At 68.7% G+C, this 21,504-nt stretch carries 21 protein-coding genes; 13 read left to right on the forward strand and 8 right to left on the reverse strand.

The features are described 5' to 3' along the window. From ACN27D_RS35120 to ACN27D_RS35130, 3 genes are all read right to left on the reverse strand, one after another. A partial coding sequence (locus ACN27D_RS35120; RefSeq protein ID WP_421501235.1) for a hypothetical protein occupies positions 1–422 on the reverse strand: 422 nt, incomplete at its 3' end. Positions 423–508: 86 nt separating this feature from the next. After that, the gene (locus tag ACN27D_RS35125; RefSeq protein ID WP_278091387.1) at positions 509–1,744 is read right to left on the reverse strand and encodes a nitric oxide synthase oxygenase; all 1,236 of its coding nucleotides are present in this window, start codon (positions 1,742–1,744) and stop codon (positions 509–511) included. An 88-nt stretch (positions 1,745–1,832) separates the two neighbouring features. Then, positions 1,833–2,336 carry a GNAT family N-acetyltransferase gene (locus ACN27D_RS35130; protein ID WP_235437426.1) on the reverse strand — a complete coding sequence of 168 codons (504 nt, stop codon included), beginning with the start codon at positions 2,334–2,336 and terminating at the stop codon, positions 1,833–1,835. Positions 2,337–2,746: 410 nt separating this feature from the next. Here ACN27D_RS35130 and ACN27D_RS35135 point away from each other — a divergent pair, with 410 nt between their 5' ends. From ACN27D_RS35135 to ACN27D_RS35170, 8 genes are all read left to right on the forward strand, one after another. After that, positions 2,747–3,148 (forward strand): hypothetical protein, encoded by a 402-nt coding sequence (locus ACN27D_RS35135; protein WP_152748223.1) that lies wholly within the window; start codon positions 2,747–2,749, stop codon positions 3,146–3,148. A gap of 87 nt (positions 3,149–3,235) precedes the next feature. Further along, positions 3,236–3,997 carry a tryptophan 2,3-dioxygenase family protein gene (locus ACN27D_RS35140; RefSeq protein ID WP_235437427.1) on the forward strand — a complete coding sequence of 254 codons (762 nt, stop codon included), beginning with the start codon at positions 3,236–3,238 and terminating at the stop codon, positions 3,995–3,997. Positions 3,998–4,134: 137 nt separating this feature from the next. Then, entirely contained in the window at positions 4,135–5,172 is a 1,038-nt protein-coding gene (locus ACN27D_RS35145) for an aminotransferase class V-fold PLP-dependent enzyme (protein ID WP_396849546.1), read from the forward strand. Beyond that, positions 5,169–6,419 carry a tryptophan 2,3-dioxygenase family protein gene (locus ACN27D_RS35150; protein ID WP_047891578.1) on the forward strand — a complete coding sequence of 417 codons (1,251 nt, stop codon included), beginning with the start codon at positions 5,169–5,171 and terminating at the stop codon, positions 6,417–6,419. Before ACN27D_RS35145 ends, ACN27D_RS35150 begins: the two co-directional genes overlap by 4 nt. Continuing rightward, the gene (locus ACN27D_RS35155; protein WP_152748224.1) at positions 6,406–7,809 is read left to right on the forward strand and encodes an MFS transporter; all 1,404 of its coding nucleotides are present in this window, start codon (positions 6,406–6,408) and stop codon (positions 7,807–7,809) included. Before ACN27D_RS35150 ends, ACN27D_RS35155 begins: the two co-directional genes overlap by 14 nt. Next, complete coding sequence (locus tag ACN27D_RS35160; protein ID WP_152748225.1) at positions 7,806–8,441, forward strand: hypothetical protein; 636 nt, start codon at positions 7,806–7,808, stop codon at positions 8,439–8,441. Before ACN27D_RS35155 ends, ACN27D_RS35160 begins: the two co-directional genes overlap by 4 nt. A 161-nt stretch (positions 8,442–8,602) precedes the next feature. Further along, on the forward strand, positions 8,603–9,676 hold the full coding sequence (locus ACN27D_RS35165) for an oxidoreductase (protein ID WP_255352841.1): 1,074 nt from the start codon (positions 8,603–8,605) through the stop codon (positions 9,674–9,676). Between the two features lie 209 nt (positions 9,677–9,885). After that, positions 9,886–10,617 carry a hypothetical protein gene (locus tag ACN27D_RS35170; RefSeq protein ID WP_053065347.1) on the forward strand — a complete coding sequence of 244 codons (732 nt, stop codon included), beginning with the start codon at positions 9,886–9,888 and terminating at the stop codon, positions 10,615–10,617. Here the strand turns inward: ACN27D_RS35170 and ACN27D_RS35175 are convergent. Then, entirely contained in the window at positions 10,601–11,734 is a 1,134-nt protein-coding gene (locus tag ACN27D_RS35175; protein WP_047891581.1) for a DMT family transporter, read from the reverse strand. The two genes, ACN27D_RS35170 and ACN27D_RS35175, sit on opposite strands and share 17 nt — an antisense overlap. A gap of 302 nt (positions 11,735–12,036) precedes the next feature. On the opposite strand from ACN27D_RS35175, the gene ACN27D_RS35180 reads away from it, so the two are divergent. Beyond that, positions 12,037–12,423: a hypothetical protein gene (locus ACN27D_RS35180; RefSeq protein ID WP_047891582.1), complete on the forward strand. Its 387-nt coding sequence runs from the start codon at positions 12,037–12,039 to the stop codon at positions 12,421–12,423. Positions 12,424–12,576: 153 nt separating this feature from the next. On the opposite strand, the gene ACN27D_RS35185 is transcribed toward ACN27D_RS35180, so the two are convergent. The 4 genes from ACN27D_RS35185 to ACN27D_RS35200 all read right to left on the reverse strand — a co-directional run bounded on the left by ACN27D_RS35185 (position 12,577) and on the right by ACN27D_RS35200 (position 16,072). Further along, on the reverse strand, positions 12,577–13,452 hold the full coding sequence (locus ACN27D_RS35185; protein WP_047891583.1) for an aminoglycoside phosphotransferase family protein: 876 nt from the start codon (positions 13,450–13,452) through the stop codon (positions 12,577–12,579). Next, positions 13,449–14,711, reverse strand: coding sequence for a hypothetical protein (locus tag ACN27D_RS35190; RefSeq protein ID WP_053065348.1), 1,263 nt, complete (start codon positions 14,709–14,711; stop codon positions 13,449–13,451). Before ACN27D_RS35190 ends, ACN27D_RS35185 begins: the two co-directional genes overlap by 4 nt. Before the next feature lie 282 nt (positions 14,712–14,993). Next, entirely contained in the window at positions 14,994–15,194 is a 201-nt protein-coding gene (locus ACN27D_RS35195) for a DUF397 domain-containing protein (protein ID WP_082171258.1), read from the reverse strand. Continuing rightward, positions 15,191–16,072 carry a helix-turn-helix domain-containing protein gene (locus tag ACN27D_RS35200; protein ID WP_047891584.1) on the reverse strand — a complete coding sequence of 294 codons (882 nt, stop codon included), beginning with the start codon at positions 16,070–16,072 and terminating at the stop codon, positions 15,191–15,193. Before ACN27D_RS35200 ends, ACN27D_RS35195 begins: the two co-directional genes overlap by 4 nt. Positions 16,073–16,653: 581 nt before the next feature. On the opposite strand from ACN27D_RS35200, the gene ACN27D_RS35205 reads away from it, so the two are divergent. Genes ACN27D_RS35205 through ACN27D_RS35220 form a run of 4 tightly spaced genes read left to right on the forward strand, consistent with a single transcriptional unit; the run spans position 16,654 to position 21,492 of the window. Further along, positions 16,654–19,110, forward strand: coding sequence for a nitrate- and nitrite sensing domain-containing protein (locus ACN27D_RS35205; RefSeq protein ID WP_235437428.1), 2,457 nt, complete (start codon positions 16,654–16,656; stop codon positions 19,108–19,110). Beyond that, positions 19,107–19,517, forward strand: coding sequence for a roadblock/LC7 domain-containing protein (locus ACN27D_RS35210; protein ID WP_047891586.1), 411 nt, complete (start codon positions 19,107–19,109; stop codon positions 19,515–19,517). Before ACN27D_RS35205 ends, ACN27D_RS35210 begins: the two co-directional genes overlap by 4 nt. 17 nt (positions 19,518–19,534) lie before the next feature. Further along, positions 19,535–20,164: a hypothetical protein gene (locus tag ACN27D_RS35215; RefSeq protein WP_047891604.1), complete on the forward strand. Its 630-nt coding sequence runs from the start codon at positions 19,535–19,537 to the stop codon at positions 20,162–20,164. Next, positions 20,161–21,492: an ABC transporter substrate-binding protein gene (locus ACN27D_RS35220; RefSeq protein WP_047891587.1), complete on the forward strand. Its 1,332-nt coding sequence runs from the start codon at positions 20,161–20,163 to the stop codon at positions 21,490–21,492. The genes ACN27D_RS35215 and ACN27D_RS35220 overlap by 4 nt, the downstream gene beginning before the upstream one ends. Positions 21,493–21,504: the final 12 nt, after the last annotated feature.

Here is a 21,504-nt window from a genome sequence, read left to right on the forward strand (position 1 = left end):
AGCCGTTGGTACATTTTCCAGTGCTTCGCCGGACCAGGGAATCCGTCGGTCAGCACCAGCTCGCGGTACGTTGAACCCACCGGCGGGTGCTTCTCGATGAGCGGTAGTCCCCAGCTCGCGCAGGTGTCACGTACAAACTGGCGGGTGGCCTCAACGCCGATCCCGGTGTTCGCGTGAATCGCATGAGTCGCTCGCCGGCGGAACAGGTGGGCCAGCACTGTGGAGTCGTGGCCGCCGGAGAACAGCACCGCAGTCGCCACATGCTTGCGGTTACGGCCGTGGCCGTCGTGGTGCTCGACGATCTCCTCCCGAACGGCCCGGTCAAGCAGGTCGTGGGCCGCCTTGATGAGCGCATCGAGGCGAGCATTGCGCGCTGGCATACTCAGTTCAACCATGCCGGGCAGTTCGGTCGCGCTACGCACGGTCTGAATCCTTTCGTCACCAGCGCTCTGACCTAAGACAGCAGCCGTCCTCGGAGCTTCGGCACTGTGGGCAGGTCATGGTCCGATCACGGCTTCACCGGTGGAGAGGGGTGCAGCCCGGGATCTTGCGGCGAGGGTGATGCGTAGTAGCGGCCCCAGCTCGGGTCCTGCGGAGTCATGGGGTAGCTGTTGAGCCACGACCAGTCCCCGTAGACCGGCCGCCCTGCGGCTTCTTCCCGGTCGGTGAACCGCGCGAAGGAGATGCTTTCCCGATGGTGATCGGTGATGCGGACCCCGGCGGCGAGGAAGCTGTGCAGGACCGCCTCGTTGAGCATGAGGAGCGCCTTGTCCCGCCACAGCCGGTCTCGTCGCGTGTCAAGGCCCAGCCCGCGCGCCACTGCGGGCAGCTGGTGGTAGCGCGCCGGGTCGGCGAGGTTGCGACTGGCGATCTCGGAGGCCATGTAACTGCCGCTGAACGGCGCGCAGGGATAGATGACCCCGCCCACCCTTAAGGTCATGTCGCTGATCGCGGGCAGCGCCGGCCAGCGCAGTCCCAACAGCGCGAACCAGGGATGCTGCGGGTGGCGCAGTTCCACCTCCAAGACGCAGGAGGCAGGGACGGCGAACAGCGCCCGGCCGACGTCAATGCCGTCGATGATCCAGGGCAGCACGTCGAACCGGGTCCGGTTCGACGGTCCTCGCCAACCCAGTTGTATGGCTTGATCGGTGAATCGCGCCTGAGCGGGATCTCCGGTCACCTCGCCGGCTGCGGTGGTCCATCCTGCGTACCGGATCAGCTGCGAGTTGCGGATCCGCACGGCAGGCATGTCGGCTGACGCTGGGGAGAAGACCGACATCATCGGGACGATGGCACCGCCGTTGGTGGACAGGTCCAGGTGGTTCTCCAACTCGCCGCGGATCTGATCGGCCCGGTTGATCCCTCTGAGATCACGCACGCGCAGGGCGCTCCAACGGGCGCGTCCGATGCACCGTTCCGCGTTACGCCACGCCAGCTTCGCCCCGAACACCAACTCGTCGGTGGTCTGCCACCACGTGCCGCTGGTCTCAACCTCGCGTCGCATCTGCGCCAGGCGAGTCCGCAAGCCGTCGCGTCCTGTCTCGTGGAAGTAGCGCGTGAGAAAGGCGTGGGCGTCGCTGAGAACCCGAGCCGGGCCGTCGGTGGGACCGCCGGGCGCGTGCGCTGGGCAGCTGCTGGCCGCCGTCACTGGCGTGGGCGACCGCGACGCGGCACGGGTGCGGAAGGCCGCTTCATCATCAAGCCGTGATGCCGGCGGCATCACCGGCAGGCTGCCTTCGGTCACGTCGTGCCCGTTCCTGCTGGTCCTGATGCTGGCTGTCGCTGTGTCGGCTCCGCTTGGCGGGAGAGCCGCACGGGCGTTGGTCGCCGCCTCACCAGGGCGGCCTTCGGCTGGTGGCGACCACTGGCACGGTGAAGGTGAGAAAGGCGCCGTCCCTTTCGGTCAGGGCCGCGCGATCGAGCCGCCTGACCGTGCGCAGCATCGGGGTGTTCTCCGCGTGCATGTGCAGCACGAGCGCGGCGTAGCCGCTACTGCTGGCGAGCCCGAGCAACCAGACCAGCAGGGTCGAACCGAGTCCGTGCCGCTGCCAGTCGTCCCGAACGAGCAGCGCTGCCTCAGCTTGGTCTCCCTCGGCGATCAGGTTCGCCATCGCCACCACAGCTGCCATCGCGCCGTCGCCCGCAGCGGCAAGCAGGGTCACTCCGCGAGCCGGCTCCAGCAGCCGACGCAGGCGGGCGGGTGATGGCACCGCACCCGACAGATAGCGCCAGTGCCGGCTGCGCGCTGAGCAGGTTTGATGCAGTTCCATCACGGCCGGCAGATCGTCGGCACAAGCCGCATACACCGTCAGCTCCGGGCCTCCGGGCAGGGTCACCGTGCTGCGGTCGCGGTCAGTTCGGCTACCCACGGCGGCCGTCGGCAGAAAGCCCAGCCATGGGGCCGGCTCGTCGGCGGTGCCGGGCGGCCCTCAGCAGGGTGGTGAACGGCGTGAGACGACCGCCAGCGCACGGCGCGCTCGCCGTCTTGCCTGGCCGCTCGGAGCCCGGTGATGCCGGCGGCATCACTACGTGCTCACTCCTCATCGTGTTGACATCTCCCGTCCCGGTACCGTATTCATGTTTCAGGCGTGATTACCGTACCGAATTTGAGCCCGAATGCCAGCCTTGAGGGAGCGCAACCTTGCCGGAGCACCAAGGCCCCGTCGTCAACAGGACGATGCGCCCCCACGAATCGGCACCGAGAGCGGTCCGCCTGGCCACGGTTGTGTGTTGCGCCGGCTCCACGGTGTTCGCCGACGCGGCCGTGTACCTGGCTGCTGGCTGGGACGCGAACACGCCGTTCGGCGCGATGGCACTGGATGCCGGCGTGCTCATCGTCCTGCTCGCTCTGGCGCTCGTCTCGGTCGTCGCGGGCCTGTCCCTCCCCATGTCGGGCAGCCTCGCCGGACTACGTGCTGCGGCCGGCGGATCGGTCGTGACGGCGGTGGCACTTCCTTTCCTCATGGCTGACCGAATGGCGGCGGGACCGCGCGCAGTGGTGGGTGCCGCCGTCTTGGCCCACGGCGTTCTGCTGCTGTGGCTGCCCGGTCGCGGACAAGCTCCGCGGTGGCTTGCCCGGCGCAGGGCGGACGCCGCGGCTCGTGCTGGTCAGGAGCTGCGGAACCTGGCTCACGCTCCATGGTTTTGACCAGCTGGTCCGTCAATCAGCCTGACGCCGACCACGAAGACAACGGGGGCACTGAAGATGGCACCTCAGAGTTCGCACAGCGGAGGCGTGCACACGACACCTCGCCCGCCCGACGGCCTGGACGACGAGGACGGCGGTCCTGCCAGCGCGCCGCCAGATGGCTACGTGGGAACGACGGACGTGAACGCCTACAGCCGGTACATGCGCGTGGATGAGCTGCTGCGGCTTCAGGTGCCGGCACCCGAGCGTGCTCATCGTGACGAGTTGCTGTTCCAGGTGGCGCACCAGAGCACCGAGCTGTGGTTACGCGTGGCGGTGGAGGCGTCGCAGGAGGCGGCGTGGCACCTGCGTTCGGGCGATGTGGGCGCGGGGGAGTTGCTCGTTCACCAAGCGGCCGACGCGATCCGGACAGTGACCGGCCAGCTCGACATGTTCGAGCACCTCTCGCCGATGGCGTTCGCCGTCATGCGACCTCGGCTGGGCACGGGGTCAGGTGCGCAGTCGCCGGGCTGGGTGGGAATCGGGCGGGCCGGGCGAGAGCTGGCAAAGGCATTCGAGCATCTCTGCGAACACTGCGGAGTCTCCCTGGAGCAGCTGTGCCGGTGGCGGGCCGACCAGCCGATCTACCGGCTGGCGGAGCGGATGGTGGATTGGGACGAGGCTGTGGCGCTGTGGCGGATGCGGCACTACCTCCTTGCGGCCCGGCTCGTCGGCGACGGCGGGTTCGGCACCCAGGGCACGCCGGTCGGGACCCTGGCGAAGCTGACCGCCCACAGGTACTTCCCCGACCTGTGGGCGGTCCGTACCGCCGTCGTAACCAGCGCCACGTCGCTGCGGGAGATGGCGTGATGGCCCGGACACCGATGGATTGCTCTGCGGTGCGGCGTGAACTGCCGTCGTTGGCCGGACGCGTCCATTTGGCCAGTTGCAGTCACGCGCCCCGGTCACCGGTTGTCGAGTCGTCCCTGCTGGCCATGCTCACCGCGATGGAGAGCCCCGCGGTGACGTGGCAGGCGTGGGAGCATCAGGTGACGCAGTTGCGCTATCGAGTCGCGGCGTTGCTCGGGGCCCAGGAGCACCAGATCGGATTGCTGGCCGACGCGTCAACGGCCGCGCACCAGGTGGGCTCTGCGCGGGGATGGACGACGCGGTCTCGGATCGTGACGTGCAGCGCCGAGTTCCCCGGGGTCGCCCACGCCTGGCTGACGCAGCGCCGGCGAGGGGCCGAGGTGGTCTTCGTCGGCGACCGAGACGGCCGGGTGTGCCTCACCGACTACCTGCGGGCGATCGACGGCCGCACAGCCCTGGTGTCGGTGCCCGCGGTCACCTACAGCAGCGGTCAGCGCCTGCCGGTGCGCGACATCGTCGAGGCGGCGCATCATGCCGGTGCGGAGGTCTTCGTCGACGCCTACCAGGCGTTCGGGGTGGAGCCGCTTGATGTGCGGCAGTGGAACTGTGACTACCTCGTGGCCGGCTTCGGCAAGTACGCCCTCGGGCTGCCGGGGGTCGTCGCTCTGTATGAGGCCGCTGCCAGTGGTGGACGCGTACCGGGTCTGACCGGCTGGCAGGGTCGTCGCGATCCTCACCGGTTCGATCCTCACCTGGTGGACTGGCCGGACGACGCGCGCCGGTTCCAGGTCGGGACGCCAGCGGTGCCAGCGGTGTACGCCGCCAACGCGGCCCTGTCGCTGATCGCCGACCTGGACTTGGGGCAGGTTCGACGTCACGTGGCGCAGATGGCGCGGCTCGCCCGCGAGCTGGTGACGCGGCAAGGCCTGTTCGTGACGACTCCCGAGGAGCACGGCGCCCATCTGGCGGTCCTGCACCCCGCACCGGAGGCCATCACGCGGTGGCTGGCAGACCGGCACGTCGCGGTCGCACCGCGAGGCCGGGTGGTCAGGCTCGCGATGCACGCCTTCACCACCGCAGAGGACGTCGAGACGGCATGCCGACTGTTGGGGGAGTTCCCCGACGCCCGGGCGGCAGAGCGCCGCCGGTCTCATCGACAGGGAGTGGTGGCATGAACGGCGTCGACGCGGTGCAGCGGTGGCTGACGGGTCAGCGGTGCAGCGACGACTTTCCGTATCGAGACGTCGTCGCCAGCGTGCGGGAGCACGGGAAGCACTTCGTACCGCCGCAGATGCTGGAGGTGCTGGGACAGGCCAGGGAGGTGACCAACTCCGTCGCCGGGCCCGACGCTGGCGGCCGTCTCCTGCGCTCGTTCTTGAACGTGCTGCTCGACAAGGCCGACGGCCGCTACGACTACCGCACGTATCTGGCGCTGGAGCTGCTTCCCCTGCCGGACGCCGACCGCGGCGACATCGTCGTGGACGCGGCGGCGGCGTTGCGATGCCGGGACCGGCTGGTCGTGGCGTTGATCGCAGACGTGTTGAGGTTCGAGCACGCCGCCGCAGAGGACCAGCGACAGCCGCTGCCGGAGTTCCGGCCGGCATCTGGCCTGACACGTAAGCGGCTCAGGCTCGGCATGCGCGTGCTTCAACCCGCGCTTGCCCGCCTCGGCCTTGAACAGGCGGGTGCCGTGGACGATGTTCGCCCGGATCGTCTGTGGCGGGCCGTCGAGGAATTCCTCAACCGGGACGAACGCCAGGCGGTCGCCCTGTCGATGTTGCCCGTCTCCCGGGTGCACGACGAGTACCTGTTCCTCCGAGTCCTCCAGTCGTGGGAGGCGACGTTCGCGCTGGTGGCGGTGGACCTGTGCAGCGTTATTCAACTCCTCGGCGACGGGCATGCTGTGCACGGCGGGGCGCGGCTGGATGCGGCGACCGGGATCCTGCGGGAAGCCTCACCCCTGTTCTCGCTGCTGGCCACCATGCAGGTCGCGGCGTTCCGCGACTTCCGTCGGTGGACCGAGGGCGCCAGTGCCATCCAGAGCTACAGCTACAAGCTGGTGGAGTCGCTGTGCCGCCGCCCGGAACTGGCCCGGCTACACTCGGTCGCCTTCCAGTCCGCGCCGCAGGCGCGGATGCGGGCGCTGTCCGGGCAGGCCACGGTGCAGTCCCAGGTGGGGAAGCTGGAGCGGGCTGGATTCGCAGCGGTCGTCGAGGACCAACTCGTCGAGAGCATGGCGTCCTTCGCGGCCGCGCTGACAGGGTGGCGTCGCACCCACTACTCGCTCGCGGTGCGGATGCTGGGCAACGAGGCGGGCACCGGCTACACCTCGGGAACCGCCTACCTCAAAGAAGTCAAGGACATCCCTGTTTTCAACCGGGCGCCCTCAACTCCGTCTGGGGCACGGCGTGACCGGCGGTGATGCCGGCGGCATCACCGCCAACCGTGCACCCGGTGGTTCCGGTGCTCGTCCCGCCCGGCTAGGCGTGCTGCTGGGGACGCTCTACGGGCCGGTGACGTTCGGCATCATGGCGGCGGCGGTCGCGGTGCCCTACATTCCGGACGTCTCTGGCTCGGTCAGCACGGTGTGGCTGTTGTCTGGGTACGCCATCGCTCTCGGCGTCGGTACTGCGGTGTTCGGGCCGTTGACCGAACGCTGGGGAACACGGGCCTGTCTCCGTATCGGCGCGGTGCTGTTGCTCGCCGGCACGGTGGTGTGTCTGCTGGCACCGACACCGGAGGCGGTGGTGTCCGGCCGGGTGGTGCTGGCTGTCGGATCGTCTGCCGTCGTGACCGTGGTGCTCACCATCGCAGCTCACGTCGATGCCGAGCATCGCGGCGCGGTGGCGAGGGCGTTGGGCGCGGTGATGGCGACGTTCCTGGCCGGGGCGACGCTCGCGGGTGGAGCCGCCACGGAGGTGATCGGGTGGCGCGCGGCCGTGGTCTTGCCCGTCCTGTCGGTGCTGGCGGTCCCGTGGATAACGCGACACCACCATCGGCGGGGGAGGCCGTCGGCTGCCTTCGACGCTGTCGGAGCAGGACTGTTGACGGTGTTCGCGACGTGCACGGTCGGGCTGACGCAGATCGCGGTGCTGACGCTGACGACTGCATCGGCGCTGGCCGCAGGTGCGGCCGCCAGCGGGCTCGCCCTGTGGGTTCGAGCGCGGCGCCGGCCCGACGCGTTCGTGCCTGCCGCACTGGTGCGCGAGGCCCAGTTCAGGCGGGTGTGCCTGCTGGCTGGCTGCATCTACGGGGCGCGGTTTGCCGTGGTGCTCGCCGACGGACACCTGCTCGCCGACGCCGGATGGACGCCGCTGAACAGCGGCGTGGTGCTGGTGCTGTGTGCGGTAGCGGGGGTGGCCGTGTCCCACGGCCTGGCCCTCCGGCAGCGGTCGTCGGCCAAGGCGCTGCTGCTGGCTGCTGGAGCGCTGGTGATCGTGGGGTTAGTGCCATCAGACTCGGTCGGCCCATTGGTGATCACGTCGACGGTCATCTCGTCAGCGGTTTTCGCGCTGGGGCAACCGATGCTGACCGTCGCGCTGGCCGCCTTGCGTACGGATCGGCGGGGAACGGCTGTCGGACTGACCTACTTCTCGGGATTCGCTGGTGGAGCCGGTGGAACCGCAGTCGTGTCGGTGCTCATGCCCCCGCTGGGCGCGAGCGTCGCGATCGCCGTGGTGGCGCTGGCCTGCCTGGCTGGCGCAGTCCTGGCTGTGTCCCACGTCCGTGTTCGCGATGAGCGGGGTGCCGCTACCAGCCCTTCCAGTGATGCCGCCGGCATCACCCTAGAGCGCAAGGAGGCTGTCCGTTGAGCCATGGCGAATCGCCAGCCCCGGCCGGTACGCGACGCGCGTTCGGTGTCGTCACCGCGACGGTCCTGATGGTGGTCGCGGTGATCATTCTGGCGGCCACCGGCTGCGGTAGAAATCGGGATTCCGAGGGCGGAGCGTCCGCGCGGTTGACCTCGGCCGCTGAGGCGACTGCGTCGCCCGGGCCGAGCGTGACTCCGTGGCGGTACGGCTCGCAGCTGCGCCCGTGCGACGCCTTCGTGGTGGCTCCGCTGGAGGAGCTGCTCGGTGTCGTTGCCGACCCTCGCCGCGACGCCACGGACGGCCCGCTGAAGGGATGCGTTGTCGGTTTCGGCCCCAGGGGCGTGGCCAACCTGATGGTTGAGGTGAATGACCACGCGGAGGTGCGGTTCAACGGGTTGAAGGCGGTGGCGCAGGAGGAAGAAGCGCTGCGTCAGGTACCGAGTGGATGCCAGGACAGCTACGTCTATGTGGATAGTCTGCTCGGCCCGCGCCTTGCCTGTCTCGACGGCAACTTGTACCTGACGGTGGGCTGGACGCAGGACGCTCTGCCGTCCGGCAGCGACGACCAGGCCGTCATGGAAGCGCTTGGCCGCATGACTCACGAGACGCTCGCCAACCTGCGCAAGCCGTAGCCCCAGCAGCTTTCACCGCGCCGGCGTACGTGGAGGTCACTCGCCGGCGGGCCCGGCCTCTGAACCGCCCCAGAGGCCGGGCCACCTCCACCACGAGAGGCGACACGAATCGGGGGACAACTGCGATGCTCAACCTGGCCGATCCAAGAGATGTCATGACCATGACAACGACCTCCCGCCGACCCCCGAACGACAGGGCGGCGAACACACGCAGGGCCAGCAGAGCAGCCCACGGCCCGGCTCGCCTCCCATCGCCAGCACCGGACCAGCGGGGCAAGGTGGCCGTCATCACCGGCGCCAACGCCGGCGTGGGGTACCACACCGCTCGCCTGCTTGCCGCCGCCGGCATGACCGTGATCATGGCTTGCCGGCACTCAGGACGAATGAGCGCAGCGGCGTCGGCCATCAAGGCGACACAGCCCGACGCGATCATTCGGCAACTGCGAGTGGATCTGGGAAACCTAGAATCCGTTCGCGCTGCGGCAGGCCAAGTTCTGGACGATCACGGACGGATCGATGTCCTCGTGAACAACGCCGGCCTGATGGGCGTTCCGCGGTGGGACACCTTCGACGGCGTCGAGATGCACTTCGGGGTGAACCATCTCGCGCACTTCGCGCTCACCGGACTTCTTCTGCCCGCGTTGCTGACGGCGCCGGACCCCCGGATCGTCACCGTCAGCAGCACCGCGCACCGCGTTGCCCGGCTGGATCCGCACGACTGGCCCGACCCAAAGGTGTACCGCCCGTACCAGGCGTACGCGGCAAGCAAGCTGGCGAACCTCCTGTTCTCGTACGAGCTGCACCGGCTGCTGCTGGCCAGCGGTTGCTCTGCGCGGAGCATCGCGTGCCACCCCGGGTGGTCCGACACACAGCTGCTGGACTCGGCACGTCGGCGAGGTGGCCGTCCTTCGGTGGCGCAGGGGTTGCAGATCCTGGCGATGGTGGTGGCGCAGCCTGCGGCGCAGGGAGCTCAGCCGACGCTCACGGCTAGCCTCGCCGACGTGCCATCTGGCGCGTACCTCGGCCCCCGCCGCTGGTTGCGCACCCGAGGACCCGTCGGTGTGGAGCAGCCGAGTGACGCCTCACGCGATGAGAGGGCCGCACGGCTGCTGTGGGACATCTCGGCTGAGCTGTCGGGGATCGACCCGTCCAACGCGTTGAGACCGCCCCGGCCCGGCTCCGCCGGCCCCGATCCGGCGGAGCGGCCAGTTGACGAGGGCTGGTCGGTGCGATGACAACCAGCACGCTGTCACGGGAAAGTGTGGCGCGGCGGTACGGGGCGAACCCAGGGATCGGCCGTCGACGCATCAGCAGGAGTGAGGCACGATCCGAAGGCCGGACCATAGAAGCTCCTGGCCCGCCTGCGCGGCTGCGCGATCCGCAGGCAGAGCTGTCCGCGCTGTTGAGGACGTGGCGTAGACGACTGACCCCGGCTGACCTGCCGGTGGTCGACCCGTACCCACGTCGACGGAAGCAGGTCGTAAGCCAGTACGACATCGCCTATGCGCTGGGAAGCACACCCTACTGGTACGGAGAACTGGAACGAGGGCGTGGGCGCGGTAGGCACACCGACGATTATCTCGACAGGGTTGCCGCCGTTCTGCGGCTCAGCGACCGCGAGCGGGAGGTCCTGTACCGCCTAGCCGTCGGGCGTGTGCCGGCTGGAGAGCAGAAGCCCGCCGACCCGCCGCGGATCAGCTCGGCGATGGGCAGATTCGTGCGCAGTCAGCCGTACCCGTGCATGGTCGTCGACAACGCCTTCACCGTTCGGGCGCACAACGCTCGATCGGCGAGCTGGTTTCCGTGGTTGAGGAGCGATGCGCCTAACCTGATGCGGTGGGCGTTCACGGACCCGTCCGCGCGGCAGCAGCTCGACCGGTGGGAAGAGGAGTGGGTGCCGGCGCTCCTGGCTCAGCTACGCCTCGCTTACATACGCGACCCTGAGAACACGGCGCTGGCCGAGGTCATCCGGGACATCATGGCGGTAAATGATCTTGTGCGGTGGCGTTGGGACAACCTCCCCAGCGTCGAGGACGACGGGACGCCGGTGCGAGGTGTCAGGGTCATGGCCGGCGCACCGGTCAAGGTGGGGATCCTCTACTGCTCCCCTGAAGGATGTTCCGGCGTTCGCATGCTGACGATGGTGCCCATCGAACCGGCTAACGTAAGGCGGTAGCTGGGGCGTCTGTGGTGCCGGCTGGACTGGCTGCCACGCCTGCGTGCGAGGCGTGATCCGGCACGTAGGCGGGGGATAGCTGACGGGGCAGGGCGAGGGGGGTGATGCCGGCGGCATCACCGTGGGCCGGGCCGCGCGCCGTGGTGACGATTCGGCGTGGGCGGTTGCGGGCGGAGAAACCCGAGCGCGCGGACACACCGATGAGCAACCCCACCACGACGACGCAGATCCCGCCAACCTGCGTCACCGGCGGCATGGCGTGATCCTGGATCGTCATCGTGGTAATGGCGGCTAGCGGCACTAGGCCCACGGTCAGCGCGCCATGCTCGACGGTCGCTAGCTGGATCCCTCGGAACCAGCACCAGAAGCCGACGCTGGTCAAGGCGACTCCGAGGGAGAGCAGCACGAGCCATTCCGTGAGGGTGGGCAGTCGCCAGGACGGCGGTTCGCCAGCGGCCAGTGACGCCGCTGTCAGCAACGGCACCGCGAGGGCGCAGCTGTACGCTGACAGCCGCACCGGGCCGATCCGGGGGAGCAGTTTGGCGGCGACGAGCGCGAAGGAGACATCGCCGAGGAGCGCTCCGACGGCCGCTGCTAGGCCGAGCGGACTGGCGTGCCCGGTGCCGTGGACCAGTGTGGTTCCCGCGACGACGATTCCTGCGGCCACGAGCAGACGCGCGCTCGGAGCGTGTCGACGAATGAGCGGTGCCAGGATGGCAACCGCCACTGGCACCGCGCCGACCACGGTCGATACGGTCGCCGCGTCCGCGTGGCGCAGCGCCACCACGAGGCAGGTGTTGTAACCGGCCAATCCTGCGGCGGACAAGATGGCCAACCAGCCCCACTCGCCGCGTGTGAGACAGACGTTGGTCGCTGACCGCATGGTGCCGGGCAACGCCACGGAGACGAGCATGGCTGCGGCTAGGGCGACTGCGGCGATGGCGTACCGGATCGCCTGACCGGCGAACACCGGGTAGTCCAGCAGCAGCCGAGTCGAAACGATCGACGCTCCCAGCATGAGCTGAGCGACCGCACATAGCGCCATGCCAGCGAGGACAGACGATCTCATCAAAGCCGGCATCAGCGGGTGGATCGTGACTTCGGCGAACCGGTGCATGCACGCATGCGCGTCCTTCCTCCTGCGAGCGGGCCAAGCTGGCATCGCTGCTGAGCTCAGGCTCCGAGACGCGTGACCGCGTCGCTAGCGACGCGCAATAGGGCTACTGACAGTTGGCCTCGGCCGGGTAGCTCAACTGCCCCGAGCTCTAGCAACGAGGGCTAGTGAGCGAGCGATCACCCCGGCGAGGCTGAATCCGCCGTAAGCGCGCTTCGGCAGCGAGCACAACGAATTCGGGCCCGAGCTGCCCTCCACTCCTGCGCTTACGGACGGGCCCTCCATTCGGGGGAAAAGAGGTATCGATGCGCAGCGTCATCCGCAAGTCCCGCCCATTACAGGCCGCACTGCTCACCGGGGCCGCCGTCACCGCGACCCTCGGCGTCGCCGCAACGCCCGCGCACGCCGCCTCGGCGAGCTGCACCGCGCCCTACTTCTACGGGGGCTGGTACCGGACGTGCACCACCGGGTCCATCCCGGCCAACTCCTCGGGGCACTTCATCGACGTCCATGTCGGCCCCGCCTGCCAGGGGTCGCCTTGGAAGGTCTGGGACACCGTCACCGGCGTGACGGTGGCCAGCGGAAGGGACGACGCCAACCGCCGGGTCTATGGCCTCTACGGGAACTCCTACAAGGCCAAGCTCACGGATGCCTGCTGGCGCGACAGGATCAGCATCGACAACTATCGCTAGGGCGTGCCGGGCCGCGGAGCGCGGTGCCCTCGTCGTAGAAGGCGGCGGACCGGTGCAGCACCGTGTCACATGCGGCTCTCGTTCGGTGCGGTGATGCCGTCGGCATCACCGCGCCGCGCGGTCGGCCGCATTCACTGAGGGCTGGCTGGCCTATCAGGCAACCGGCGTCCAATGCCAAGGGCGGGGCCCCTTTTCGCCGCGTATGCAGGTCAGCCGGTAACGTGCTTGTCCGGTCAGGTGGCGATGCTGGGCGGCCATTTGCGCGGCGAACGTGACCTTTCGCAGCTCCCGCGTGTCGCGCAGGACTGTGTAGCCCTCCCACTCTGTGACGTCGTGGCCGTAGCGTGTGCAGAATTGCGCCCACTCTTCTGCCGACAGGGAACCGAACGTGAAGTGGTCAACGGCAATGGATGCAAGATCCCATTCAGGAGGCCCGTAGGCGAACCGTTCCAGATCGAGCACGACCGGACCGGTTGCGGTGGCGACGATGTTGCCGCCCCAGGCGTCGCCGTGCACCGCCGCAGGTGGAAGACCAACGGGCAGGTTCTCATACTGCTCGGTCAGGCGCTGAAGGTGAGCAAGGAGCCATTCGCGCTCGTCGGTGTTGAAGACCGTGGTCTCGGCGATGCGTTCTTTGAGCCGTACGAACGGCGCCAACGCCGGCAAGGCGAGATCCGGTGGTGGCTGGAGTCGGTGGATCTGCCGAAGGATGTCCGCGACCTGGTCGACGCTTCCCTCGCGGTGGTCGGGCAGTTCCCGCCAGAATGTCACGGCTCGACCGTCGACCTGTACTGGCTGGGCAATGCCGGGCACGACTCGGACGACAGGGATGCCAGACTCTTGCAGCCACCGAGAGACCCGGACCTCCTTGGCTGCTGCGTCTGTTTGTCCGGGTCGCGCAACGCGGGCGACGACGGCACCGGGAAGCCGGTACAGGACGTTTTCCCCTGCCCGGACCAGCTCAGCGCCGGTGGCGTCGAGCCCGACCTGCTGGCAGGCTCTGGTGAGCGCTGCGATGGCCTCGGTCATGCAACCGCCCTGACCGTTGATTGAATCTGCGTGCGCAGCGCGTGAACCTCGGGGATGCCCGTGTGAGGCCCGGCCAGGCGATGCAGTTCGCGAAGATCCTCAGCGGCGCGGAGAGAGCGAACGGTGCCAGCGTCATTGAGCGCGAGCTGACCGATGTGCGCGGCTTCGTGAGGATCATCTTGGGCCATGGTGAGGGCGGCAAGTTTGGTGCGGGAGATCGCTCTGGAGCGTGCGAACTCTGGCTGGTGATGCTCGACCGAGTACCGGAATCGGCTCGTGGCCTCGGTTGGAAGCTTGGTGTTCATGGCAACGTCGTACAGCGCGTGAGCGGTGTCGCCGTGGTGCTGGGCCTCGTCGTAGAAGCGCATCCAGGGCGGGTCGTCGACCGGCTCCGAGTGAGCAAATGCCTCGTCTGCCGCTCCTACTGCCGCTAGCGCATCCTGGGCACGAGCCGGACCAAGCTTGGCCAGGGCGCGAGCGCGGACGGTATGAAGCATGGCGCGTTCTGTCGCGGTCAGCCGTTCGGCTCGCACGAGCCCCATCTCGACGTAGGTGAGGCCCTCGTCGGGCTGCCCACACCAGATAGCCTGGCGAGCCATGTAGGACAGCAGCAGGCCACGTTGGTGCCAGTTCCCGCCGACCTCCGCGCATTGCAGCGCGAAGGCGAATCTCCTCCGCGCGGCATCGTGTTCGTAGGCGTCGAAGAGCATGAACGCGACCACACCGGCTAGCTGTGCCATGGCGGTGTGCAGGTCGGCGTGGAGCTTCGGCGGGCACGAGCGTTGGAGGAGCTGCGCGAGCCGACGCAGCTTGTCGTCGGCGATCTCACGGGCGAGGGCGCCACCGTGACTGTTATCCCAGTGCTCGAAGATGTCCGCCGCTTCGACGACCTGGTTGATGTGCTCGCGGCCAATCCGTTGCGGTAGTTCGTGTGATGGCTCGGCTCCCAGCAGCGTCATCGCGGGAGAGCTGACGACGCCAGCTCCCACCAGCACCCCCAGCATGCCCAGCATGTCTCGTCGGTCCACGCTATCGACGTTAGCCGAGTTCGCAGCGCGCGGATTATAGAGGCCGAGCTCCTCGTCGCGCTGCGCGCCGAGGGCGGCCCGCAGGGCGGCTCGGTACTCCGCCTTGGGCCAATGAATTAGTCCGTCTTCGAGCTTGCCCAAGTAGTTGGCGTTGAAGGCGCTACGGCTGCGCCGATGCGGATCCGGGTACAGCACCTCGTTGACCAGCGCTGCCAGCTCGGATCGAGACATGGGCTCTCCGGGATGCCGGCGAGAGGGAATGCGCTCACGTGCCGAGCGGAGTAGCTGGTTCTTCACTATGCGGCCCCGGGGTCAGCGTCAGGCTGCTTCGAACCGCGCAGCCCTTGAACAGTTCAGTTGCCGTGATTGGGACAGCATGGCACTGTGCGTCACACTTTCTCAAGCCCTGCGTGAGGTCGAGCCTGATCGCTGTCTTGGCTCTCCGAACAAGACAGTTGGGCCGGCCTTGGTGCGGCCGGCCCAACTAGCAGGAAGAGCTTCGAAAGCTATAGATCAGGAAGGGTCGAACACGCCTTCGCGTACGTCGCCGAGGAAGGCACGCCATCCATCGGTCGGGAAGAGGAGGGTCCCTCCGGTGCGATCCTTGGTGTCCCGGACGCCGACCGTGGCCGCGTCATGGGCAACCTCGACGCAGTTGGCGCCGCCGCTACTTCTGGTGGACTTCCGCCAGTTGGTGAAGTTCGGGTCTCTCACGCTGCTCTTCCTGTCGGCTCAGTGATCTTCTCGGCGGTCTCCTGTAGAAACCGCACGCTCTGTTGTGGTGCAAGCGCGGCATCGCTCAGCCGCTCGTACAGGTCAAGGTAGTGGTTCACGGCATCAGGGCTGGTCAGCACGAGGTCGTCGGTGACCGTGTCGACGGCGACGACGACTGGGTCCTGCGGGTCCGGGTAGGTGTAGATCGAAAACCCTGAGCGCGGCACCATGTGGCCGGTGATCTGGCCGTCGACGGGCAGGATCCGCACACTGATCTTGGCGTCCGTGGTGGCCTGATTAGCGATGTGGATCAGCTGATCCCGCAGAACCGGAAGGGCAGTAGCAGGACGGCGGACCGCCAGCTCATCGATGACCACCTCGTAGGTAGGGCCGTCCGGGCGATGAAGCACTCGCTGCCGTCCGATACGCGCCTCGACCGCCTGATCGGGATCAAAATGCGCCGACCAGTCGGCCTTGTCGACGCCCGCTCGGGCCCGCGTGAACTCGCCGGTTTGCAGCAGCCCAGGCAGCAGTGTCATCTGGTATTCACGGATGGTTGATGCGCCTGCCTCAAGGTTCGCGTACAGCGCCTGGCGGGCTCCCATCTCACTGGCCGCCGACTCCCACCATCCTCGCTCGCTGGCCTGTCGAGCGATGGTCAGCAAGGTGGTCCATGCCTCTCCGGTGACCTTGAGATGCTCCAGAATCTTCATCACGTCGTTGGGGTTCGGCCTCATTCGGCCGTTCTCCAGCCGCGACACGGTAGTCCGCGGTAGACCGGCCGCCCGGGCCAACGCCTCGGATGACATCCGCCGCTCCTGGCGTAGCGCAGCCAGCTCAGCCGCCAGCCGCAGCCGCCGGACGTACGTACTGATCACCAGCACCTCCGACTGACGCCCAAAGTGAACTGTGCAGAGACGCGGACGTCGCCGGCCCGAGCGTACATCTGAACTGTCCGTGCCGTAACCCTGTGCGATCGGGATGGTGTGGGATGCGCTGAGCATCCCTCCATCCCCAACCATCCCCATCCCTCCCTACCTGAACGTCTTCCCTCGCCATCAGCCGGTAGGCCACCGTTGGTCGGCAGGTGACGTTCGCCACCAGGGCGATAGCGGACCGTGACGCGTTGGTTTCCCGCCCCGTGAGCTGACCGGATCCGATCGTCCAGGTTGCGGTGTCGAGAGGAGCACTTCATGGGAGAGGCAGTGCTGCTCGCCGTCTTCCTGGTCGGGATGGTCCTCGGTGGCGCCGCCGGCTGGCTCGTGAGGAAGAGATCCAGCGGCTGGTGCCGCTCGTGCGGAGGGCCGATCTCACCCTCCAGCACGGCTATTGAGCGGCGGTCGGCGTGAGCCGTTTCCCCAGCAGCTGGCGGTCCGACGTCAGCGGCACGACTACAGGAGTGGGGTTGGACAGGACTGCGAGGCAGGGCTCCGCCGTGAGAACAAGGCGGTTGGCCGACATGCCTGTCCGGGTCAAGGCGGCCCTGATTGTGGTGCCGACCGCACTGGCTGCGGTGCTCTCGACAGGGTTCGGGCTTTGGTCCTCGGTGGAGGAGGCTGGAGCTGCGCGACGCGCGGGAGACATGTTCGCTGCTAGCGCAGCCGGCGCAGAGGTGACACAGCGGTTACAGGTCGAGCGGATCGCCGCGGTGGGTTTGCTGCTGCCTGGCTCGACTGTCACGCCAGCCGCTTTCGAGCGCGCGGTCCAGGACACGGATCGAGCGGTATCCCGGTTCGACGAGCAGAGCAACCGGCTTGATGACATCCCGGAGTCCGTGCGAGCGGCGTTGGCCAGGGTGGACGCCGGCTTAAGAGACGTGGGAGCGCAGCGGCAGCGGGTGCGCGGTGATGGGTTGGCATCGTTGTCGGCGGTGGCCTTCGGTTACCGAGGGGTAATCGCTGATCTTGACGACCTGCTGCCCGCAGTAGCGCAGAGCGGGGTGACTCCTCAGCTCGCGGATGAGATACGAGCGTCGGCGGCGTTGTCGCGTGCTCGGGAGTCGGTGGGCCAGCAGCAGGTGGCGGTGTTGCAGGCGTTGGCGGCGCGGCGGTTGACCCCGGCGCTACATGCCGAGGTTGTGGCCGCTCGCTCTGCACAGGACGAGGCGCTGCGTGAGTTCGACGCGTTGGCGCGGCCGTCGTGGCAGGCATTGGTGGGTCGGACGTTGACCGGCCCGGACGTGCTGGCGGCTGTACGGCTGGACGGGGCGGTGTCGGGCACCGGCGTGTACGAGCCGGTACGGCTGCCGGGCGGTGCTGAGCAGTGGAGCCGGGTGATGACCACCCGGGCGGACCTCCTGGCCCAGGTGCAGTCGACGGTAAACGGCGACATTGGGGCTGCCGCCGATGACCTGTGGATGGAGCAGGTTCGCGCAGCGGTGGTGCAGGCCAGTGTGCTGACGGTGATGTTGGCCGTTGCCGTGCTCACCGCGTTGCGGGTGGCGCGGTCGTTGGTTGGCCAGCTGTCGATGTTGGAGCAGGGTGCGCGGCGGGTCGCGGACGTCGAGCTGCCGGGCCTGGTCGGACGGCTGCGGGCGACCTCGGACCCTGCGGAGGCTCAGCGGTTGGCCGAGGGTGCTGGCGGGGTGGCGGTGCCGGTGGTCGGCCGGGACGAGGTGGGCCGGGTCGCAGACGCCTTCAACGGGGTTCTGCGCTCGGCGGTGGACGCGACGGTGGATCAGGCGCGAGGCCGGGCTCTGGTAAGCGCGATGATCACGTCGATCGGGCGGCGGGTGCAGGCGCTGACGGAGCAGCTGCTGGGCAGCATCGACACCCTCGAACGGGACGAGGAGGATCCGGACCGGCTGGCCAGGGTGTTCGACGCTGACCAGCAGGCAACTCGTCTGCGCCGCTACGGCGCGAACCTGCTGATCGTCGCCGGTGGTGGCCCGGGCCAGGTGCAGCGACAGCCGGTGGAGCTCGGCGACCTCATCAACGCGGCGTTGTCGGAAACCGAGGGCTTCGCCCGGATCAGTGTGGAGCGGCTGGTCGAGGTCGAGATGGACGCCCGCGCGGTCGACGCGGTCAAGTCCATCCTCGCGGAGCTGCTGGACAACGCTACCCGGTTCTCCGCCGACCAGGTGCGGGTGTTCGCGGTGTGGGCCGGGCGCGACGTGCAGATCCTCATCGTCGACTCTGGTCTCGGGTTGGTCCCCGAGCAGTTGGAGCGTGCCAACGCGCTGTTGGCGAGCCCGGAGGTGGAGGTCGCGGTCACCGACCAGATGGGTCTGGTCGTGGTTTCCCGCCTTGCCCGCGAGTTCGGCGTGAAGGTGCGGCTCAACCCGAGCCGGCCGACCGGTATCACGGCCGAGGTGACCGTACCGGCCGAGTACGTGACCCGGGTGCACGTACGGGAGATTGTCGTTCCCAGCCAGATCCAGCGACGGCCTCAGCAAACGTTTGCGCCGCCGGTCAATGCGGGTTCCGCGCCGGTGCCGCCCATTCCGCGAACCGGTAGCGGCTGGACCGGGCCCACCCAGTCGTCCCCGACGGTGCCGCCGTCGGACGCGACGATGGAATTGCCGCTGGTGCGCCGCGAGCGAGGTCCGCTTCCGTTACCGGCGGGCACTGCCCGGCCGGCGGATACCCCGATGTTTCGGGAGATGGCGGCCCGGTCGCCGTGGCTGTGGCCGCAGAACGGCGACGGGCACGGTGGGTTTCGAACCGCGGCCGACGCGGGCTGGCAGGCCGCGGCGACCACCGCTGAGCCGGCTACCGATGGGCGTACCACGTCCGGTCTGCCACGGCGTCGTCCCCAAGCGCACGTGGTGCCGGGCGGGATACCGACACAGCGCACCCACTCCGAGCCTTCCGCGCCGATCGATCCTGCGGCGATCCGGGCGCAGGTCGCCGGCACGTTACGCGGTCTGCGGGCCGCGTCTCTCACCCCTCCCCTCTCGACAGGAGAACGCCGATGAGCGTCACCACTGCCACACCCCGCAATCCCCAGCTCTCGATCGTGCTGGACGGCTTGGCCCGGCAAATTCCGGCCGTGGCCCATGTCGTCGCGGTGTCCGGTGACGGGCTGCTGCTGGCCAGCACCGCCGGTTTGGACAGCGACCGGGGTGACCAGCTCGCCGCGATCGTGTCCGGTCTGGTCAGCCTGGCCCGCGGTGCCACCGACCTGCTGGAGACCGGCGGTGTGCAGTTCCAGATGCTGATGATGAACGACGGCATCCTCGTGGTGCAGCAGGTGCCCGACGGAACCTCGCTGGCGGCCTTGGCCCGCACCGACTGCGACCCGTCCCTGGTCGCCTACGAACTGGCGGCCCTCGCGGCCCGGATCGGCGAGCAGGCCAAGCCGGGACCCCGCACCGCCGGCTGACTCGCGTGCGGGCGGTGATGAGCGTGGACAGGGACACCAGCGTGACAGACGGCCGGGCCTCGGTGGTCACAGTCCTGGTGGCGGGCGGCCCAGAAGTGGGCAAGACCTGCTTCCTGCGGGCCGCCAGTCATGGCCACGCGGTGCTGGCCGGCCAGCCGGGCAGCGTGTGGGAGATCGGCTACGCCGCGCTGCCTAACGGCGCCACCATCGCGCTGCGCACGACCCCCGATCAGCGGCGCTGGTGGTGGATGTGGGGCCAGCTGAGCGCCGGTGCCTTCGGCGCCGTGGTGTTGGTCGACACCACACGGCTGCCCGCTTCGTATCCGGCACTGGACTGGCTCGACGCCCGCCGCCTGCCGTATGTAGTCGCGATCAACCGGCCGCTTGGCGGCACCCGCAACCGTCGTGAGATCCGCGAGGCGTTGCGGGTCGCGTCGCACGTCCCGGTTCTGACCTGCGACGCCACCGAGCCGGCCTCCGTCCTTGCCGTCCTGGACCACCTTCTCACCGCCGAGCGCACCGGCAGCCACCCATCCGTGATGCCGCCGGCATCACCCCTGGCCGCGAGAAGCAACCTCATCGCCCCTGAACACGGCCAGTACCGGCGCATCCCTGACGCGAACCCGTTGACGAAAGGATTCCTGTGACCCCTCAACAGACCACCGGCCGATCTCGGTGGCGGCTAGCGATCGCCACCGCCGTCGCCGCCTTGCTTCTCGCTGTCTCCGGATGCTCCGGGTCCAGCCTCGGCGGCTCGGACGCCAGCGGCGAGGAGATCCGCATCGGCCTGATCGTGCCGAAGTCCGGCCCCTACAAGGCGATTGGCGACGACCAGGCCGCCGGGTGGCGGCTGGCCCTGGACAAGTTGGGCGGCAAGCTCGGCGGTCGACCCGTGAAGGTGATCGAGGCCGACGAGGGTGACGGCAAGGCGGTCGCGCTCGCGTCGGCGCGCAAGCTGATCGAGCAGGACAAGGTCCTCGCCTTGGTCGGCGGCGGGACCGCGGACACGGTGCAGACCCTGTACCCGCTGCTGAAGGAGTCCGGGGTGCCGCTGATCGGCACCGGCGGACGCCCCTCGACGGTAGAGGATCCCACCTACCTGTGGTCGACGTCGTGGTTGAGCCAGGAGACCGGCGCGTCGATCGCCGGCTACCTGCGCCAGAAGGTCGGCGAGGGCCGAGTGTGGGTGATCGGCCCGGACTACATCGGTGGCCACGACCAGATCAACGGGTTCGTCGACCCGTTCCGCAAGGCCGGCGGGAAGCTGGCCAACCCGGGTGGAGAGCCGACGTGGACGCCGTGGGCACCGGCCCCGACCACCGAGTTCTCCCCGTACCTGACGAAGATCAAGGAATCCGATGCGGCTGCGGTCTACACCTTCTACGCCGGCGCCTCTGCGGTGGAGTTCGTCAAGCAGTACCGGCAGTACGGCATCACCACGCCGCTGTACGCCTCGGGGTTCCTCACCGAAGGCCCGTCGCTGGCGGCGCTGGGCCCGGCGGCGAAGGGGATCTACACGGCCCTGAATTACTCCACCACCCTGGACAACGCGGCGAACAGGGACTTCGTGCGCCGCTTCACGGCGGCCAACGATGGAAAGCTGCCGAATCTCTACCACGTGTGCGCGTGGGACGCGGCGCTCGTGCTGGACAAGGCCATCGCCGAAGCCCTCGCCCGCCCCGACGCCACGGCGGCCACACCAGCACCCACGGCGTCGCCGGTGCCTGGCAGCTCCACGGCGGTCAGTCCGGCCGCCTCGTCCGCTGCGGTGGGCGGGGGGAGTGGTGAGCTGACCGGGCGCTCGCTGACGGCGGCGCTGTCGCGGGTCGGGTCGATCGACTCGCCCCGGGGTGCCTGGCAGTTCGGGCCCAAGAACCACACCCCGGTGCAGGCGTACTACCTGCGCGAGGTCGCCCAGGACGGGCAGGTGTGGGTCAACCGCACCGTGCAAACCCTGACCACTCTCGGCTCCTGACCCCGGAAGGGA

This window comes from Micromonospora sp. WMMD1274 (assembly GCF_049179035.1).
Classification (GTDB): domain Bacteria; phylum Actinomycetota; class Actinomycetes; order Mycobacteriales; family Micromonosporaceae; genus Micromonospora; species Micromonospora tulbaghiae.

What these genes read in the sequence shown, in the direction of transcription:
- ACN27D_RS35180 (WP_047891582.1), top strand. Translation starts at nt 12,037, where the DNA reads ATGCGCAGCGTCATCCGCAAGTCCCGCCCATTACAGGCCGCACTGCTC.
- ACN27D_RS35205 (WP_235437428.1), top strand. Translation starts at nt 16,654, where the DNA reads ATGCCTGTCCGGGTCAAGGCGGCCCTGATTGTGGTGCCGACCGCACTG.
- ACN27D_RS35210 (WP_047891586.1), top strand. Translation starts at nt 19,107, where the DNA reads ATGAGCGTCACCACTGCCACACCCCGCAATCCCCAGCTCTCGATCGTG.
- ACN27D_RS35215 (WP_047891604.1), top strand. Translation starts at nt 19,535, where the DNA reads ATGAGCGTGGACAGGGACACCAGCGTGACAGACGGCCGGGCCTCGGTG.
- ACN27D_RS35165 (WP_255352841.1), top strand. Translation starts at nt 8,603, where the DNA reads ATGACAACGACCTCCCGCCGACCCCCGAACGACAGGGCGGCGAACACA.
- ACN27D_RS35150 (WP_047891578.1), top strand. Translation starts at nt 5,169, where the DNA reads ATGAACGGCGTCGACGCGGTGCAGCGGTGGCTGACGGGTCAGCGGTGC.
- ACN27D_RS35175 (WP_047891581.1), bottom strand. Translation starts at nt 11,734, where the DNA reads ATGCACCGGTTCGCCGAAGTCACGATCCACCCGCTGATGCCGGCTTTG.
- ACN27D_RS35185 (WP_047891583.1), bottom strand. Translation starts at nt 13,452, where the DNA reads ATGACCGAGGCCATCGCAGCGCTCACCAGAGCCTGCCAGCAGGTCGGG.
- ACN27D_RS35190 (WP_053065348.1), bottom strand. Translation starts at nt 14,711, where the DNA reads ATGTCTCGATCCGAGCTGGCAGCGCTGGTCAACGAGGTGCTGTACCCG.
- ACN27D_RS35145 (WP_396849546.1), top strand. Translation starts at nt 4,135, where the DNA reads ATGGAGAGCCCCGCGGTGACGTGGCAGGCGTGGGAGCATCAGGTGACG.